Source organism: Streptomyces sp. NPDC050418 (assembly GCF_044458745.1).
In the GTDB taxonomy this organism is placed as follows: Bacteria; Actinomycetota; Actinomycetes; order Streptomycetales; family Streptomycetaceae; genus Streptomyces.
On record NZ_JBITIG010000004.1, the window covers coordinates 1 to 17,360 of the forward strand.

The window sequence follows — 17,360 nt, forward strand, 5'->3', positions numbered from 1 at the left end:
AAACGCCCGGTTACATTCCGAACCCGGAAGCTAAGCCTCACAGCGCCGATGGTACTGCAGGGGGGACCCTGTGGGAGAGTAGGACGCCGCCGAACAATTATTGGAGGACCCGTGGTCCCAGCGTTCATGCTGGGGACCACGGGTCCTTTTGTTTTTCTGCCGAAGCGCGGCCGATGGGCGGTTGCGCGAGAATGACTTGCGGTACCTAGGACAGGAGTCACCCGATGTCGACGAACACCCCCGACGAACGCCCGGAGCGCGAGCCGCGCCGTCGGGACGGTGACCGGGGCGGTTACGGCGGAGGCCGTGACTTCCGCCGGGACGGCGGCGACCGTGGTGGCTTCGGCCGACGCGATGACCGCGACCGCGGTGACCGTGGCGGATTCCGTGGCCGCGACGACCGTCGCGACGACCGCGGCGGCCCCCGTCGTGAGGACGACCGCGGCGGTTTCCGCGGCCGTGACGACCGTCGCGATGACCGTGGCCCCCGTCGCGATGACGACCGCGGTGGCTTCCGCAGGGATGACCGTGGTGGCCGTCCCGGTGGTGGCCGTCCTGGTGGCGGTGGCTATGGCCGGCGCGATGACGACCGCGGCGGTTTCCGTCGCGACGACCGCGGCCCGCGCCGTGACGATGACCGTGGTGGTTTCCGTCGCGATGACCGCGGCCCTCGCCGCGATGACGACCGTGGTGGCTTCCGTCGGGACGACCGCGGCCCCCGTCGCGATGACGACCGTGGTGGCTTCCGTCGGGACGACCGCGGCCCGCGCCGTGATGACGACCGTGGTGGCTTCCGCCGAGATGACCGTCGCGATGACCGGGGCGGCCGTCCTGGTGGCGGTGGCTACGGCCGGCGTGATGACGAGCGTGGCGGTTTCCGTGGCCGCGACGACCGTCGCGATGACCGTGGTCCTCGCCGTGACGATGACCGTGGTGGCTTCCGTCGGGACGACCGCGGCCCTCGCCGTGATGACGACCGTGGCGGTTTCCGCAGGGACGACCGCGGCCCTCGCCGTGATGACGACCGTGGCGGTTTCCGCAGGGACGACCGCGGCCCCCGTCGCGACGACGACCGTGGCGGTTTCCGTGGCCGTGATGACCGCCGTGATGACCGCGGCCCGCGCCGTGACGATGACCGTGGTGGCTTCCGCCGTGATGACCGGGGCGGCCGTCCCGGTGGTGGCGGCGGCTACGGCCGGCGTGATGACGACCGTGGCGGCTTCCGTGGCCGCGACGACCGCCGCGACGACCGCGGCCCCCGTCGCGACGACGACCGTGGTGGCTTCCGCCGTGACGACCGTCGCGATGACCGCGGCCCCCGTCGCGACGACGACCGTGGCGGTTTCCGCGGCCGGGACGACCGTGGTGGGCGCCCCGGAGGCGGCGGTGGCTACGGCCGGCGTGATGACCGGGGCGGACGCCCGGGCGGCGGCCGCGATGACCGCGGCGGCTACCGCGGGCGTGACGACCGTGGTGGGTACCGCGGCCGCGACGACCGGGACCGTGACCGTGAGCCGATCAGGCGGCTGCCGATCCCCGAGGACGTCACGGGCTACGAGGTCGACCCCGATGTGCGCCAGGAGCTGCAGAGCCTCCCCAAGGGGCTCGCGGACGACGTCGCCAAGAACCTGGTGATGGTCGCCAAGCTCATCGACGAGGACCCCGAGCAGGCCTACGCGTACTCGCGTGTCGCGCTGCGCCTCGCGTCCCGCGTCGCCGCCGTCCGCGAGGCCGCCGGCTTCGCCGCGTACGCGAACGAGAAGTACTCCGAGGCGCTCGCCGAGTTCCGTGCCGCGCGTCGTATGACCGGTTCGGCCGAACTGTGGCCCGTCATGGCGGACTGCGAGCGTGGTCTCGGCCGACCCGAGAAGGCGCTCGACATGGCCGGTGAGCCCGAGGTGCAGCGGCTCGACAAGGCCGGGCAGGTCGAGATGCGCCTGGTCGCGGCCGGGGCGCGGCGTGACATGGGGCAGGTGGACGCCGCGATCGTGACGCTGCAGAGCCCCGAGCTCGCCTCGAACTCCGTCCAGCCGTGGACCGCGCGTCTGCGGTACGCCTACGCCGACGCGCTGCTCGAAGCCGGCCGTGAGGCCGAGGCGCGGGAGTGGTTCGCCAAGGCCGTCGAGGCCGACAAGGACCACAGCACCAACGCCTCGGACCGTCTCGCCGAGCTGGACGGCGTGGAGTTCGTCGACGCCTTCGACGAGGACGAGGAAGGCGACGAGGCCGAGGCCCCCGTCACCGTGACTTCCGTGGACGAGGCGGATACCGAGGAGTCGGACGCGAAGGACGGCCGCGACGAGTCCGACGACGACGAGTCCGATGACGAGGACGGCCTCGACGAGTCCGATCACGAGGACGCCGCCGAGTACTACGACCCCGATGACGAGGAGTACGAGGAGGAGGCCGCCGCGGTGGCCGCCAAGCCCGCACTCGACCAGCCGCTGTTCGTGGCCCCCGAGGACGGGGGCGAGGCCGGGACCGAGGCGGACGAGTCCGGCTCCGCGGCCGACAAGGGCTGACGCGTAGGAGACACGACGAAGGGGCGGTGACCGGAAACGGTCACCGCCCCTTCGTCGTGTCCGGGTCAGTGGGCCATGCTGCGCAGCACAAGCCCCGAGGCCGGTTTCGGGCCGAACGACGTGGACTTGCGCGGCATCGTGACGCCTTCGCGCGCCAGCTCCCGTACGACGTCCTCGCGGACCGGGTGCATCAGGACGGCCGTACCGCCGTCGCGTTCCGCCTTGGCGACCGTGGCCGCCGTGTCGTGGATGTACGCGATGTGGGCGGGGTCGTCCGGGACGTTCCAGAGGTGGTCGATGAGCGTGGCGTGCAGGACCGTCGCGTCGAGGCGCTGCCAGGCGCAGGGGCGGTCGTCGGGGACCGTGCGGGCCAGGAGCGCCGGGTCGGGGCGGTCGAGCAGGTGATACGTACCGTCGCCGGTCAGCAGGAACGCGTTGGACTCGGCGGCCGCCCCGGCCAGATGCTCCATGGCGCGGGACAGAGGGCCGGCGATCGGCCGGACGCGGAAGGAGTCCTGTACGGCGGACAGGGCGTCGGCGAGCGGCAGTTGATGCAGCAGGCGGTGGATGGCCCGTACGCGCAAGGGGTAGCGGGCCGTGTCCACGAGGAGCACCAGGCCGTGGTCCCACGGTGTGCCCCGCGGGTGCTCGGCGCGCAGCCGCAGATACGTGGCCCAGCGGTGGTGGCCGTCGGCGATGAGGGCCTGGCGGTGGCTCAAGTCCTGGTGGACCTCGGCCAGTTCGGCCGGATCAGTGACGGCCCACAGGCGGTGGCTGAAACCGTCCTCGGTGGTCGTGGAGAGCAGCGGTGTGCGCTCGACCGCGCGCTCGATCACGGCGGTCGCGCCGATCCGTGTGCCCTCGCTGCGGTAACTCAGCAGCAGCGGCTCGAAGTTGGCGGCCGAGGCACGCATCAGGTCGGCGCGGTCCTCGACGATGTGCGGCATCACGTCCTCGTGCGGCAGTACGACACCGTCGGCGGCCTCGGAGAGTTCCAGCGCGCCGATCAGGCCGCGCTGCAGGACGTCGCCGTTGCGCTGCTCGTAGACGTAGAGCGCCGGCTCGGTGTCGGGGGCGAGGATGCCCTCGGCGAGCCAGTGCCGCAGAGTGTCGGCGGCCTGCTCGTGGCGGGCCGTGGGCGTGGCGGCCTGCGGGAGGATCAGGCGGACGATGTTGTGGGGATCCGCCGACTCCAGGTGGTGCAGTCCGTCGGGCCGTACGACCACGTCGTACGGCGGGGACGTGACCGCGGCCAGGCTGCCGACCCGTTCGGAGTCGTATCGCAGGCCTCTGAACGGGGTGAGGTTCAGACCTGCGGCCCTCTGACCTGTGGTGTTCATTGATGCATCGTAGTTGTGCCGGAGCCGTACGAGATGATTGGGGCATCAGCACCGATGGAGGAGCGAGCACCGCATGGAGCAGCAGACCGTCAGGACAGTCCCGGCCGGCAGTGAGCGTGCGCTGAGCACGGCGTACGACACGGCCCTGCTCGACCTCGACGGGGTGGTGTACGCGGGCGGTGCGGCGATCACGTATGCCGTCGAGTCGCTGCTGACCGCGCGCGAGGGCGGGATGCAACTTGCTTACGTCACCAACAATGCGCTGCGTCCGCCGCAGGTCGTGGCCGAGCACATCACGGAGCTCGGCGTGCCGACCGAGGCATCCGAGGTGATCAACTCGGCGCAGGCCGTGGCCCGGCTGATCTCCGAGCAGCATCCGGCCGGTGCGAAGGTGCTTGTCATCGGTGGCGAGGGGCTGCGGATCGCCCTGCGCGAGCGCGGGCTCGTCCCGGTGGAGTCGGCGGAGGACGACCCGGCGGCCGTGGTCCAGGGGTACGGCGGGCCCGAGTTGCAGTGGGGGCGGTTCGCGGAGGCCTGTTACGCGATTGCGCGCGGGGTGCCCTGGTACGCGTCGAACACCGATCTGACCATCCCGAGCGGGCGGGGCATCGCGCCGGGGAACGGGGCGGCGGTCGAGGTCGTACGGATCGCGACGGGCGCCGAACCGCAGGTCGCGGGCAAGCCGCTGCCGCCCATGCACCGCGAGACGATTCTGCGCACGGGCGCGGAGCACCCGCTGGTGGTGGGGGACCGGCTCGACACGGATATCGAGGGTGCGTACAACGGGCAGGTCGATTCGCTGCTCGTCCTCACGGGGGTGACCGACGGCGCTCAGCTGCTGGCCGCGCCGCCGCAGCACCGGCCCACCTACGTGGATGCCGATCTGCGCGGCATGCTCACCGGGCAGCCCGAGGTCGTCGCCGAGGGCGAGGGCTTCCGGTGCGGCGGCTGGACCGCGCGGGCGGGCGAGATCCTCGAACTCGACGGTGAGGGCGAGCCGTTGGACGGGCTGCGGGCGCTGTGCGCGGCGGCCTGGACGCAGGCGGGCGACGGGGTGTGCGAGCTGGACTCCGGGAAGGCGCTGGCGCGGCTGGGGCTGTGAGCGCTCACGCACGGAAGGGGTACGCCGATGGACGGCGTACCCCTTCTTCACGTGTCGGTCGGCCAGGCGTGCTCCGTCGGTCAGGCGTCCTCGCCCGACGTCAGCAGATCGTCCTCGGTGGCGCCCTGGCGCCAGTAGCCGGTGAACTTCACGCGCCGCCTGTCGTAGCCTCGCTCACCGACGAGGTGCCGGCGCAGCGCCTTGACCGTGGCCGATTCGCCGGCGATCCAGGCGTACGGCGTGCCCTGCGGCAGCTCGGCGGCGCGGACCGCGTCCACGGTGCCCGACGTGATCCACTCGATCTCCGCGTCCGCCGGCGTGGTGAGCTCCTGGCGGTCGGCCAGGTCGCGGACCTCCATCCAGACCCGCACCGGCAGACCGGCCGGAAGGGATTCGAGGATGCCCGCGATGGCGGGCAGCGCCGACTCGTCGCCGGTCAGGAGCAGCCAGTCGCTGTCCTCGGGCGGGCGGAAGTCGTACGCGCCGTTCTCCTCGTCCACCGGGGCCAGGACCGAGATGCGGTCGCCCGGTGCGGAGCGCTGCGCCCAGCCCGAGGCCGCCGCGGCGGTGCCGTGCAGGGCGAAGTCGACGAGGAGTTCGTCCGGGCTGAGTGCACGCGTCGTGTACGTGCGCATGATCCCGCGGACCGCGGGGTCGAGTTCCCGCCACGCGGCGTACCAGTTGTCGCCCTGCTCCTTCGGGACGACCGGGGCGTCCTGGCCCGGGTGCGGCAGGAAGAGCTTGATGCGCTGGTCCCGCCCGGCCGACGCCATCCGGCCCAGGTCGGGGCCGGCGAAGGTGACGCGGATCATCGACGGGGTGAGGTGTTCCTTGCGGACGACTCGGGTGTCGAAGAACTGGTACGGGGCGTCGGACACGGGCGGGATCTCCTCTGGGGCGCGGTGGGGCGGGCCGTTCGGCCCCTGGCTCCCGGCGGCGGGCCGGGCCGGGAGCCGTGCGGCGGTCAGGCCTTGAGCTTCTCGGCCTTCTCGATGGCCTCGGCGAGGGCTTCGAGGACGGGCGCGTACCCGGCGTAGCTGTAGCGCTCCTCCATCGACCACGGGATGACCTGGTCGCCGTCGACGGCGGGCAGGCGCGTCCAGGTCGGCTTCTTGGCCAGCTCGGCGGCCGGGAGGGTCTGGCTGCGGTTGTCGAGGAGGATCAGATCGGCGTGGTACTTGTCCGTGTTCTCCCAGCTGAACTTCTCCCAGAAGCCCCACTCGTCGACCTTCTTGCCCTCGATCAGCTCGACGCCGAGGTCCTTGAAGTAGTTGAGGTCGCAGTACGAGTCGGGGACGGCCACGTAGAACTGGTCCTTGTCGGCGGTGACCGCCATGACCTTGAGGCCCTTCTTCTGCTCGGCCGCCTTGCGCAGCCGCGCCTCGGCCTTGTCGAAGCGGGCCTTGGCGTCCTTGACGGCCTGCGCCTCCAGATCGGCGCCGAGGGACTTCGCCAGCTCCGTGTAGCGCTTGAGCGGGTCGAGCAGGGTGCGGCGGGCGCCGTCGATGCCGACGGTCGGGGCGAGCGCCTCGATCTTCTTGGTGGACTCCTCGGGCACGAACCACAGGAGCGGCGCCGGGAACATGTTGCTGATCAGCAGATCGGGTTCGAGCGCCGCGTACTTCTCGACGTTGAACTGGCCCCAGTCCTCACCGAGGCTCGTCAGCTTCGCCACGTCGAGGTCGCCGGCCTGCGGGTTGGGCTTGCCGTCGATGGGCTTGCTCGGGCCGAAGATGCCCACGCACTCGATGCCGTAGTCGTGCAGGGCGGCGGCCGTGGAGACGAAGGCCACGATCTTGTTCGGGGTGTGGCCGACCTTCGCGGTCTTGCCGCGGTCGTCCTTGAACGACCAGGGCTTGTCCTTGCCCTTGTCCGCGCTCGCGGCGGGCTTCTTGTCGTCGCCGCAGGCGGTGAGCAGCGCGCCCAGGCCGAAGGCGGCTCCGGCGGAGAGCAGACCGCGGCGGGAGAGTCCGCCCTTGTTGACCGTCATCGTGCGACCTTCTTTGCGTCCTGGAGAGCGGTGGCGAGGGATTCGAGCAAGGGGGTGATACCGGCGTGGCTGAACTGCGGCTCGTTGTACCAAGCCACCGTCTGGCCGGCCTTCGCTGCGGGGAGCTTCGCCCAGGTGGGCTTGGTCTTCGCCAGCTCCTCGGGCTGGAGATTGCCGGTGCGCTTGTCGACGAGGATCACGTCGGCGGCGTACTTGTCGGCGTTCTCCCAGCTCAGCTCCGCGAAGAAGCCGGCGTCGCCGACTCCGTCCGGCGTCACGAAGTCGACGCCGAGTTCGCGGTAGTACCGCAGGTCGGTGAAGTCGTCGGGGGTGCCGACGTAGAGCAGGTCCTTGGTGGCCGAGACCGCCATGACCTTGAGGCGCCGGGACTTCGCGGCCTTGGCGGCCTGCCGGAGCGACTCGGCGGCGGCCTCGAAGCGGGCCTTCGCGTCGGTGACCTTCTTCGCCTCGAGATCGGCGCCGAGCGAGGCGGCCAGCTCGCCGAAGCGGCCGATGACACCGGTCAGCGAGGTCTTGCCGGTGAGGATGCCGACCGAGGGGGCGACGGCCTCGATCTTCTTCGCCGAGTCCTCGGGCACGTACCAGAGCGTCGGCGACTCGTTCATCGTGGTGACGAGGAGGTCGGGCTGCAGGGCCGCGTACTTCTCGAGGCTGAACTCGCCCCACGCATTGCCGATGATCTCGACCTTGTCGATGTCGACCCGGCCCGCCTGGACGTCCGGCTTGCCGTCCGGCAGCTTCGTCGGGCCGAAGACGCCCACGCACTCGACGCCGAAGTCGTACAGCGCGGAGGCGGCGCCTATGTAGGCGACCACGTTCTTGGGGGTGCCGTCCGCCTTCACCGTCGTACCGCGGTCGTCCTCGAACGACCAGGCGTCCTTCTTCGCGGTGGCCCCGGGCTTCTGCGCGTCCCCGCACGCGGCCAGGGCCGCGCCCAGGCCGAGGGCGCCGCCGGCGGCGAACAGGCCGCGGCGGGATATCCGGGAGGGCCGGCGGGCGGCGAAAACGTCAGCAGGGCGCGGCAACATTCGTCGTGCTCTCTCGTCGAAGGAAAGTGCGAGGGTAGGCTAACCTAACCGGGTGTTGGTCGACAGTCCCCCTCAGCCGCAGACAGAGCCGCCACCAGCCGAGACGGTGCCGGCCCGGCGTCAGGTGACACGCGCCGTCGGTCTGCTCGTGTCCCTCGGCGTCCTGCTGCTCCTCGTCGTGGCGAGCATCGCGATCGGGGCCAAGCAGATACCCGTCGGCGACGTCTGGCACGGCCTGTTCGGCAACACGGGCACCGACAACGACGTCGTCATCCGCGAGCTCCGCCTGCCGCGCACCCTGCTCGGCCTCCTCGCCGGAGCGGCCCTCGGCCTTGCGGGCGCCGTGATGCAGGCCCTCACGCGCAACCCGCTCGCCGACCCCGGGCTGCTCGGCATCAACGCCGGAGCCTCCGCCGCCGTCGTCTCGGCGATCAGTTTCTTCGGGGTCACCTCGCTGACCGGCTACGTGTGGTTCGCCTTCGCCGGCGCCGCCGCCGTCATGGTCCTCGTCTACGTCCTCGGCGGCGTCCGGGCCGCCACACCGGTCCGGCTCGCGCTCGCCGGCACGGCGGCGACGGCCGCGCTCTACGGCTACATCAACGCCGTACAGATCATGGACACCGCGGCACTCGACAAGATGCGCTTCTGGACGGTCGGTTCGCTGGCCTCCGCCTCGATGTCCACCGTCGGCCAGGTGCTTCCGTTCATCGGTGTCGGCATCGTCCTCGCACTCGGCGTCGCCCGCCCGCTCAACGCGATGGGCATGGGCGACGACACAGCCCGCGCCCTCGGTGCCCACGTGGGCCGCACCAGGGCCGTCGCCATGCTGGCCGTGACGCTGCTGTGCGGCGCGGCCACCGCGGCCTGCGGGCCCATCGTCTTCGTCGGCCTGATGGTGCCGCACATCGTGCGCAGCTTCACCGGGCCCGACCAGCGCTGGATCCTGCCGTACGCCACGATCCTGTCGCCCGTGCTGCTGCTCGGTGCGGACGTCATCGGGCGGGTGGTCACGCGACCGGCCGAGCTGCAGGTGGGCATCGTGACGGCGCTCATCGGCGGACCGCTCTTCATCTTTCTCGTACGACGCCGGAGGATGGCGCAGCTGTGAAGGCACCGGAATCGGCGCAGGCCCCGAGTCCCTCGAAGGCCCGCGCCAAGGCGAAGGGCGGCGCCCCGATCCGGGCCGTCCGTACGGCCGGCGGTCTGTCCGTCCGCCTCGAACCGCGCCCGCTGCTGACCGTCTCGGCGCTGCTCGTCGTCGCGCTCGCGGCGAGCGTGGTGCTCATCGGCACCGGCGACTTCCAGATCCCCGCGGCCGACGTGATCAGCACGCTGCTCGGGAACGGCACTCCCGCCCACGAGTTCATCGTCAACGACCTGCGGTTGCCCCGCGTGGTCGTCGGGCTCCTGGTCGGAGCGGCGCTCGGGCTGTCCGGCGCGCTCTTCCAGTCCGTGACGCGCAACCCGCTCGGCAGCCCCGACATCATCGGCTTCGGGCAGGGCTCCACAGTCGGCGCGCTCACCGTGATCGTGCTGTTCAAGGGCAGCGCCGAGGCCGTGGCGCTCGGCTCGCTGGCCGGCGGCCTGGTCACCGGCGCGCTGATCTACCTGCTCGCCTGGAAGGGCGGCATCCACGGCTACCGCCTGGTGCTCGTCGGCATCGGCGCCGCCGCCGTGCTCACCGCGTTCAACGGCTACCTCATCACCAAGGCACAGATCGTGGACGCGGCCCGCGCGGTCGTCTGGATCACCGGCTCGCTCAACGGGCGAGGCTGGGAGCAGGTCGGGCCGCTGTTCTGGTTCTGCCTGATCCTCATGCCGCTCGTCTTCGCGTACGCCCGTCCGCTGCGCATGCTCGAAATGGGCGACGACGTCGCGTACGCCCTGGGAGTACGGGTGGAGCGCACCCGCCTCGTCCTGATGACCGCGGCCGTGCTCCTCACCGCCGCGGCCACCGCGGCGGCGGGACCGGTCGCGTTCGTCTCGCTCACGGCACCGCAGCTCGCACGCCGCCTCACCCGCTCGCCCGGGCCCAATCTCGTGCCGTCGATGGTCATGGGCGCCACACTCCTGATCGCGGCCGACCTCGGCGCCCAGCGCGTCTTCGGCGCCGACCAGCTGCCCGTCGGTGTCGTGACCGGTGTGCTCGGCGGCGGCTATCTGCTGTGGCTGCTCGCGTCCGAGCGGAAGGCGGGGCGGATTTGAGGCTCTCTAAGAACGTGGCGAACGCCGCCGCGAAGACCTCGAAGCGCACGACGGCCGTCGCCGCCAAGACCCCTGAGAACCTGGAGGGTGCTCCCTTGAACCGCCTGTCCGCGGAGAACGTCACCCTCGGCTACGACCAGCGCGTCATCGCCGAGCGGCTGTCCGTCGAGATCCCCGACCACTCCTTCACGGTGATCGTCGGCCCCAACGCCTGCGGCAAGTCGACCTTGCTGCGCGCCCTTTCGCGGATGCTCAAGCCGTCCGAGGGCCGGGTCCTGCTCGACGGGCAGACCATCCACTCCCTGCCCGCCAAGAAGGTCGCGCGCACCCTCGGTCTGCTTCCGCAGTCCTCGATCGCGCCCGACGGCATCACGGTCGCCGACCTCGTCGGCCGCGGCCGCTACCCGCACCAGGGCCTGCTGCGGCAGTGGTCGGCCGAGGACGAGCGGGTCGTCCAGGAGTCGATGGCCTCGACCGGTGTCGCCGAACTGGCTGATCGCTATGTCGACGAACTCTCCGGCGGCCAGCGCCAGCGTGTCTGGATCGCGATGGCGCTCGCCCAGCAGACGCCGCTCCTGCTGCTCGACGAACCGACGACGTTCCTCGACATCCAGCATCAGATCGACGTCCTCGACCTGTGCGCCGACCTCCACGAGGAGCAGGGCCGCACCCTGGTCGCCGTCCTGCACGACCTCAACCACGCGGCCCGCTACGCCACCCACCTCATCGCGATGCGCGACGGGCACGTGGTCGCCGAGGGCGCACCCTCCGAGATCGTCACCGCCGAGCTCGTCGAGCAGGTCTTCGGGATGCGCTGCCAGATCATCGACGATCCCGAGACGGGCACACCGCTCGTGGTACCGGCGGCCCGAGGGAAGCGCGTGCGCAAGGCGGACGCGGTTCCAGAGGTGGCTGATTCCGTACGGTGACGGCGGGTGCCGCCGTAACGCCGGCCGAGTCGCGGGGCGCCGGCTGTGTCGCGGGGGCGCCCGCCGTGTCGCCGTATCGCTAAAGAAGCTTGCGGAGCTGGAGCAGGTCGCGGAACGACGCTTCCAGCTTCACGCGCCCCGAGGCCCAGGCCTTCGCGAAGTTGAGCTCGCCGTCGACCATCGCGACCAGGTCGTCGCCTGTCATCGCAAGACGGATCTGCGCCTTCTCGCGCGGCGCTCCGTCGTGGGTGTCACGCACCTCGATCCGGCCGTCCTCGAGGCGGCCGGTGAACGTGACGTCCAGGTCCTTGATGTGGCAGCTCAGGGAGCGGTCGAGCGCGGCCGCGCTGCGGACGTCACCCTCCGCCGAGGCCAGGTTGTCGCTGAGTCTGCCGAGCGCGCCGCGGCACTCTTCGATCGTCGCCATCGTGATCGACGGTACCCCAGCGGTGGCCGCCGGACTCCCGCCCGCGCTTCGCGGTAGCGTCAGGGGCATGAGCTACCCGATGCCGGGGCCCGCGCACGAGGTCCCCTCGGACGACGACCAGGTGCCCGAGGCCCCCGCGGCACAGGCACCCGACCCCGACGAGCCCCGCCCGCTCGGCGTGCAGATCACCGCCACCGGCCACCCCGAGGTGGACGTGCGCCTGGAGCGGCTCGGCGATGTGGACCACCTCGCCACGGACGGGCACGTCGAGGTGTACGAGGATGTGCACGCGGGGCTGCGCGACACCCTCACGGCGCTCGACGCCCGGCAGGGACCGCCGCCCGGACCGCCCGCCCCCGGACAGGGGCCGCGGCCCGCCCCCGCGGCAGCACGACCGTACGACCACAGGAGCTGAACCGAACGTGGCAGGAGTGGCACGCCGCCGCCTCGACGCCGAACTCGTCCGCCGCAAGCTGGCCCGCTCGCGCGAGCACGCCGGCCAGTTGATCGCCGCGGGCCGCGTCACCGTCGGCCGCATTGTCGCGACCAAGTCCGCCACCCAGGTGGAGACCGCCGCGGCCATCGTGGTCGCCGCCGACGACAGCGACCCCGACTACGTCTCGCGCGGCGGGCACAAACTCGCGGGCGCCTTCGAGGCGTTCGTACCGCAGGGCCTCGTCGTCGAGGGCCGGCGCGCGCTGGACGCCGGCGCGTCCACCGGCGGCTTCACGGACGTGCTGCTGCGCGCGGGCGCGGCCCACGTGATGGCGGTGGACGTCGGGTACGGGCAGCTCGCCTGGTCGCTGCAGAGCGACGAGCGGGTCACCGTCAAGGACCGTACGAACGTACGGGAGTTGACCGTCGAGCTGATCGACGGCGAGCCCGTCGACCTGGTCGTGGGTGATCTCTCGTTCATCCCGCTGGGGCTCGTGCTGCCCGCGCTCGTGCGCGTCGCGGCGCCCGGCGCCGATCTGGTCCTGATGGTCAAACCGCAGTTCGAGGTCGGCAAGGAGCGGCTCGGCAGCGGCGGGGTGGTGCGCAGTCCCGAACTGCGGGCCGAGGCCGTACGGACCGTGGCGGGCCAGGCGCATCAACTCGGGTACGGCGTCCAGGGCGTGACGGCCAGCCCACTGCCCGGCCCGTCGGGGAACGTCGAGTACTTTCTGTGGCTCAAGGCCGGTGCGCCCGCACTGGACCCGGCCGATGTCGACCGAGCGGTGGCGGAGGGACCCAGTTGACGAGTCAGACGGACAAGGGTGCGGCGCAGTGCCCTGAAGACCCGGACCGTACGGTCTTCCTTCTCGCGCACACCGGCCGCCCCGCCGCCATCCGCAGTGCCGAACTCGTCGTCCAGGGGCTGCTGCGCTGCGGTCTCGGCGTACGCGTGCTCGCGCACGAGGCGGCCGATCTGCCGCTGCCGCCGTCCGTCGAGCTGATCCCGGAGGCGACTCCGGAGGCGCTCGACGGCTGTGAACTCCTGATCGTGCTCGGCGGCGACGGGACGCTGCTGCGCGGCGCCGAGTTCGCGCGCGCCTCGGGTGTCCCGATGCTCGGGGTGAACCTCGGCCGGGTCGGCTTCCTCGCCGAGGCCGAGCGGGACGACCTGGACAAGGTCGTGGACCGGGTGGTGACCCGGGAGTACGAGGTCGAGGAGCGCATGACGCTCGACGTCCGCGTCCGCAGCAACGGCAACGTGGTGCACACGGACTGGGCGCTGAACGAGGCGGCCGTGCAGAAGGTGTCACCCGAGCGGATGCTCGAGGTCGTCCTGGAGATCGACGGACGGCCGGTGAGCGGCTTCGGCTGCGACGGGATCGTGTGCGCGACGCCCACCGGGTCGACCGCGTATGCCTTCTCGGCGGGCGGGCCCGTGGTGTGGCCGGAGGTCGAGGCGCTGCTCATGGTGCCGATCAGCGCCCACGCCCTGTTCGCCAAGCCGCTGGTGACCTCGCCGTCATCGGTGCTCGCCGTCGAGGTGCAGCCGGACACGCCGCACGGGGTGCTGTGGTGCGACGGCCGCCGCACCCTGGAGCTGCCCGAGGGCGCCCGCGTCGAGGTCCGCAGGGGCGCGGTGCCGGTGCGTCTGGCCCGGCTCCACCACGCGTCGTTCACGGACCGCCTGGTGGCGAAGTTCGCGCTGCCGGTGTCGGGGTGGCGCGGGGCGCCGCAGTAGTCCCGGACGGGTGCGGGCAGGGGCGCGCGGTGGGTGATACCGCCGGACTTCACCCTGTGTGTCACCCGCCCGATCGGGGCACCCTGGCAGGGCCCGTCGCACAGCGCGGCCCGGACCTCGTAAGGTCGTGTCCGTGTTGGAGGAGATGCGGATACGGTCGCTAGGAGTCATCGACGACGCGGTGGTCGAGCTGTCGCCCGGCTTCACCGCGGTCACCGGTGAGACCGGCGCGGGCAAGACCATGGTCGTCACCAGCCTGGGCCTGCTGCTCGGCGGTCGCGCCGATGCCGCCCTCGTACGGATCGGCGCCAAGAACGCCGTCGTCGAGGGGCGGATCAGGGTGCCCGGCGACGCCACGGCGGCCGTGCGGGCCGAGGAGGCCGGGGCCGAGCTCGACGACGGGGCGCTGCTGATCAGCCGCACCGTCTCCGCCGAGGGCCGCTCACGGGCCCATCTCGGCGGCCGCAGCGTGCCCGTCGGGCTGCTCGGCGAACTGGCCGAGGACCTGGTCGCCGTGCACGGCCAGACCGATCAGCAGGGGCTGCTCAAGCCGGCTCGGCAGCGGCAGGCCCTGGACCGGTACGCCGGGGACGCCGTCGCCGTTCCGCTCGCCAAGTACGTGGCCGCGTACAAGCGCTTCCGCGCCGTCAGCGGTGAGCTCGACGAGATCACCACGCGCGCCCGCGAGCGCGCGCAGGAGGCCGATCTGCTGCGCTTCGGTCTGGAGGAGATCGCCGCCGTCGAACCGCGCGCCGGGGAGGACGTGGAGCTGGCCGCCGAGGCGGAGCGGCTCGGGCACGCCGAGGCGCTGGCCTCCGCGGCGACCGCCGCGCACGGCGCGCTCGCCGGCAACCCCGAGGACCCCGAGGGCGTCGACGCGGGGATGCTGGTCGGCGGCGCGCAGCGCGCCCTCGACGCCGTGCGGGCGCATGACGCGGCCCTGTCCGGGCTCGCCGAGCGGCTCGGTGAGATCGGGATCCTGCTCGCCGACGTGGCGGGCGAGCTCGCCGGGTACGCCGACGACCTCGACGCCGATCCGCTGCGGCTGGCCGCGGTCGAGGAGCGGCGTGCCGCGCTCACCCAGCTGACCCGCAAGTACGGCGACACCATCGACGGCGTCCTCGCCTGGGCCGAGGCGAGCGCCGGACGGCTCGGCGAGCTCGACGGCGATGACGAGCGGATCGGCGAGCTGACGGCCGAGCGCGACGCGCTCCGGGGTGAACTGTCCGGTCTCGCCCAGGCGTTGACCGACGCGCGCGGCGAGGCCGCCGAGCGCTTCGCAGCGGCTGTCACCGCCGAGCTGGCCTCGCTCGCGATGCCGCACGCGCGGGTCACGATCGCCATCGGGCAGACCGAGGACCCGGACGGCATCGAGGTCGGCGGCCGCACCGTCGCCTACACCTCGTCCGGAGTCGACGAGGTCGAGCTGCTGCTCGCCCCGCACCCCGGCGCGCCGCCGCGGCCGATCGCGAAGGGCGCGTCCGGCGGTGAGCTGTCCCGTGTGATGCTCGCGGTCGAGGTCGTCTTCGCGGGCTCCGACCCCGTGCCGACCTATCTCTTCGACGAGGTCGACGCCGGTGTCGGCGGCAAGGCGGCGGTCGAGGTCGGCCGGCGCCTGGCGCGCCTGGCCCGGTCCGCGCAGGTCGTGGTCGTCACGCACCTTCCGCAGGTCGCGGCCTTCGCCGACCGCCAGCTCCTGGTCGAGAAGACCAACGACGGCTCGGTGACGCGCTCGGGCGTGAAGGTCCTCGAAGGCGAGGACCGTGTACGGGAGTTGTCCCGGATGCTCGCGGGGCAGGAGGACTCCCAGACGGCTCGCGCCCACGCGGAGGAGCTTCTGGCGGCGGCCCGCGAGGGCTGACCGTCCGGCACGCGGCCGGGCGCGGTCGGGCGCTGTCCGGGCGCGGACGGCTCACCCATGTGGGTGGTCCGGGTATTCTCCTTGCCGCCGACGGCACAGGTCGTACCGTTCGGCGGTGCCGGAACGTGCGTACGGACTGGCATCCTTGGCGGAGCACCCAGGGCACGCGTCGGTGAGGACCGCGCCTGCCGGCCCCAACTGCCGGGCCGTCCACGCCGATTCAGGAGCACCAGCAGAGTGAGCCACCCGAGCAGCCAGCCGTCGCAGGACAGGACGCCGCTGCGCACCGTGCAAGTGCTCGGTGGCGGCAGCGCCGGCAGCTCGGTGCACGTCCGCTCGCTCACCGGCGGTCTTGTCGCACGCGGGGTGAAGGTCACGGTGTGCGCGCCCGAGCGGCTCGACGCGCTGTACGGATTCACCGCGGCCGGCGCGCGGTTCGTGCCCGTGCCGCGGCGCGTCGACCCGGTCTCGGTGGCCGCGCTGCGCGCCGTGTGCGAGGAGGCCGACCTGGTGCACGCCCACGGGCTGCACGCGGCGGTACGGGCCTCCCTCGCGCGCCCCGGACGGCGCTCGCCACTGGTCGTCACCTGGCACACGCGGGCGCACGCGGAGGGCTCGCGGGACCGGCTGCTGCGGCTGATCGAGCGGCGTGCGGCGAAGGCCGCGTCCGTGGTGCTCGGCACGTCCTCCGAGCTGGTGGACCGCGCCCGCAGCCGGGGCGCGCGTGACGCGCGGCTCGCGCCGATCGCGTTCCCCGCGCCCCGCCGTCCCGCCGCGCCCGGGCACGACGACCCGGACCGGCTCGGGCACAAGGCGCGCGCCGAACTCGGCGCCGTGGACCGGCCGTTGCTGCTCGCCGTCGGCTCCCTCGAACCGCACCGCGGCTACCGTACGCTCCTGGACGCCGCACGGACCTGGCGCGGCCTCGACCCCGTACCGCTCCTGGTGGTCGCGGGCGAGGGGCCCGAACGCGGCGCGCTGCAGCGGCGGATCGACGACGAGGGGCTCCCGGTCCGCCTCGTGGGCCGCCGCGACGACGTGCCCGAGCTGCTCACCGCCGCCGATGTCGCCGTGCTGCCGAGCCGCTGGGAGTCCCGCTCGGTGCTCGCGCACGAGGCCCTGCATGCCGGGGTGCCGCTGGTCGCGACGTCCGTCGGGGGAGTGCCCGAACTGGTCGGCGACGCGGCCGAGCTGGTCCCGTACGGCGACGCGCGCGCACTCGCCTCGGCCGTCGAACTCCTGCTCACCGACCCCGGCCGCCGCGCATGGCTACGCACCCAGGGCCTCGCCCAGGCGGCAAGCTGGCCGACGGAGGACGAGACGGTGGCACAGGTCCTCAGCGTCTACGACGAACTGACGCAGCCGCTTCGTTGAGGCGGGGCGGGCTTGCGCTCGCCGGGCAGGCGCAGGGGGCACGCTCCTGGACGGGCGCAGGGTCGCGCTCGCAGACCGGGTGCGGGGTCGCGCTCGCGGACCGGGCGCCGAGGCCACGCTCCCGGACCGGGCACAGGGGCCACGCTCCCGGACCGGGCACAGTGTCCGGCCGCCTCTTGCCGGGCACCCGTCCTGCCCGCCTCAGGCTCACGCCCACCGACTGGCACCGGTCCTGTGGGCGTCCTTCGACGGGCCGCCGCGCCGCGTCCGGCGCACGTCGACCGGCCACCGCGCCGCCCTCGGCCCAGGTCGGCCGACGAACCTCGGCCTAGGTCGAGCGACGAACCCTGGTCCAGGTCGGCCGACGAACCTCTGCCCCGGTCGGCCG

16 protein-coding genes and 1 rRNA gene are annotated in these 17,360 nt (G+C 72.6%); 12 read left to right on the forward strand and 5 right to left on the reverse strand.

Annotation, left to right across the window (positions count from 1 at the left end; all coding sequences use genetic code 11):
- The 3 genes from rrf to ACIBI4_RS10260 form a co-directional block, all read left to right on the forward strand.
- Window positions 1-95 (forward strand): 5S ribosomal RNA (gene rrf / locus ACIBI4_RS10250); the annotation flags it as partial.
- A 211-nt stretch (window positions 96-306) separates the two neighbouring features.
- Complete coding sequence (locus ACIBI4_RS10255) at window positions 307-1,635, forward strand: hypothetical protein (RefSeq protein WP_399203251.1); 1,329 nt, start codon at window positions 307-309, stop codon at window positions 1,633-1,635.
- Window positions 1,572-2,522 (forward strand): hypothetical protein, encoded by a 951-nt coding sequence (locus ACIBI4_RS10260; RefSeq protein ID WP_399203252.1) that lies wholly within the window; start codon window positions 1,572-1,574, stop codon window positions 2,520-2,522. Before ACIBI4_RS10255 ends, ACIBI4_RS10260 begins: the two co-directional genes overlap by 64 nt.
- 65 nt (window positions 2,523-2,587) lie before the next feature.
- On the opposite strand, the gene ACIBI4_RS10265 is transcribed toward ACIBI4_RS10260, so the two are convergent.
- Window positions 2,588-3,862, reverse strand: coding sequence for a DUF1015 family protein (locus tag ACIBI4_RS10265; RefSeq protein WP_399203253.1), 1,275 nt, complete (start codon window positions 3,860-3,862; stop codon window positions 2,588-2,590).
- Between the two features lie 73 nt (window positions 3,863-3,935).
- On the opposite strand from ACIBI4_RS10265, the gene ACIBI4_RS10270 reads away from it, so the two are divergent.
- On the forward strand, window positions 3,936-4,964 hold the full coding sequence (locus ACIBI4_RS10270; protein WP_399203254.1) for an HAD hydrolase-like protein: 1,029 nt from the start codon (window positions 3,936-3,938) through the stop codon (window positions 4,962-4,964).
- Between the two features lie 80 nt (window positions 4,965-5,044).
- Here ACIBI4_RS10270 and ACIBI4_RS10275 read toward each other — a convergent pair whose 3' ends face one another.
- The 3 genes from ACIBI4_RS10275 to ACIBI4_RS10285 all read right to left on the reverse strand — a co-directional run bounded on the left by ACIBI4_RS10275 (window position 5,045) and on the right by ACIBI4_RS10285 (window position 8,003).
- Window positions 5,045-5,842, reverse strand: coding sequence for a siderophore-interacting protein (locus ACIBI4_RS10275; protein WP_399203255.1), 798 nt, complete (start codon window positions 5,840-5,842; stop codon window positions 5,045-5,047).
- A gap of 86 nt (window positions 5,843-5,928) precedes the next feature.
- Window positions 5,929-6,954 carry an ABC transporter substrate-binding protein gene (locus tag ACIBI4_RS10280; RefSeq protein WP_399203256.1) on the reverse strand — a complete coding sequence of 342 codons (1,026 nt, stop codon included), beginning with the start codon at window positions 6,952-6,954 and terminating at the stop codon, window positions 5,929-5,931.
- Window positions 6,951-8,003, reverse strand: coding sequence for an ABC transporter substrate-binding protein (locus tag ACIBI4_RS10285; protein ID WP_399203257.1), 1,053 nt, complete (start codon window positions 8,001-8,003; stop codon window positions 6,951-6,953). Before ACIBI4_RS10285 ends, ACIBI4_RS10280 begins: the two co-directional genes overlap by 4 nt.
- Before the next feature lie 55 nt (window positions 8,004-8,058).
- On the opposite strand from ACIBI4_RS10285, the gene ACIBI4_RS10290 reads away from it, so the two are divergent.
- The 3 genes from ACIBI4_RS10290 (at window position 8,059) to ACIBI4_RS10300 (ending at window position 11,137) form a co-directional block, all read left to right on the forward strand.
- Complete coding sequence (locus ACIBI4_RS10290; RefSeq protein WP_399203759.1) at window positions 8,059-9,111, forward strand: FecCD family ABC transporter permease; 1,053 nt, start codon at window positions 8,059-8,061, stop codon at window positions 9,109-9,111.
- A 68-nt stretch (window positions 9,112-9,179) separates the two neighbouring features.
- A complete protein-coding gene (locus ACIBI4_RS10295; RefSeq protein WP_399203761.1) occupies window positions 9,180-10,208 on the forward strand; it encodes a FecCD family ABC transporter permease in 1,029 nt (342 codons plus the stop codon).
- Window positions 10,209-10,303: 95 nt separating this feature from the next.
- The gene (locus ACIBI4_RS10300) at window positions 10,304-11,137 is read left to right on the forward strand and encodes an ABC transporter ATP-binding protein (protein WP_399203762.1); all 834 of its coding nucleotides are present in this window, start codon (window positions 10,304-10,306) and stop codon (window positions 11,135-11,137) included.
- A 79-nt stretch (window positions 11,138-11,216) separates the two neighbouring features.
- Here the strand turns inward: ACIBI4_RS10300 and ACIBI4_RS10305 are convergent, their stop codons facing one another.
- On the reverse strand, window positions 11,217-11,564 hold the full coding sequence (locus tag ACIBI4_RS10305; RefSeq protein ID WP_399203258.1) for an SCP2 sterol-binding domain-containing protein: 348 nt from the start codon (window positions 11,562-11,564) through the stop codon (window positions 11,217-11,219).
- A 67-nt stretch (window positions 11,565-11,631) separates the two neighbouring features.
- Here ACIBI4_RS10305 and ACIBI4_RS10310 point away from each other — a divergent pair, with 67 nt between their 5' ends.
- The 5 genes from ACIBI4_RS10310 to ACIBI4_RS10330 all read left to right on the forward strand — a co-directional run bounded on the left by ACIBI4_RS10310 (window position 11,632) and on the right by ACIBI4_RS10330 (window position 16,972).
- Window positions 11,632-11,979 (forward strand): hypothetical protein, encoded by a 348-nt coding sequence (locus ACIBI4_RS10310; RefSeq protein ID WP_399203259.1) that lies wholly within the window; start codon window positions 11,632-11,634, stop codon window positions 11,977-11,979.
- 7 nt (window positions 11,980-11,986) lie between these two features.
- Window positions 11,987-12,802, forward strand: coding sequence for a TlyA family RNA methyltransferase (locus ACIBI4_RS10315; RefSeq protein ID WP_399203260.1), 816 nt, complete (start codon window positions 11,987-11,989; stop codon window positions 12,800-12,802).
- On the forward strand, window positions 12,799-13,737 hold the full coding sequence (locus tag ACIBI4_RS10320) for an NAD kinase (protein WP_399203261.1): 939 nt from the start codon (window positions 12,799-12,801) through the stop codon (window positions 13,735-13,737). The genes ACIBI4_RS10315 and ACIBI4_RS10320 overlap by 4 nt, the downstream gene beginning before the upstream one ends.
- Before the next feature lie 145 nt (window positions 13,738-13,882).
- On the forward strand, window positions 13,883-15,598 hold the full coding sequence (gene recN / locus ACIBI4_RS10325) for a DNA repair protein RecN (RefSeq protein WP_399203764.1): 1,716 nt from the start codon (window positions 13,883-13,885) through the stop codon (window positions 15,596-15,598).
- Window positions 15,599-15,835: 237 nt separating this feature from the next.
- On the forward strand, window positions 15,836-16,972 hold the full coding sequence (locus tag ACIBI4_RS10330) for a glycosyltransferase family 4 protein (protein WP_399203262.1): 1,137 nt from the start codon (window positions 15,836-15,838) through the stop codon (window positions 16,970-16,972).
- Window positions 16,973-17,360 lie beyond the last annotated feature (388 nt).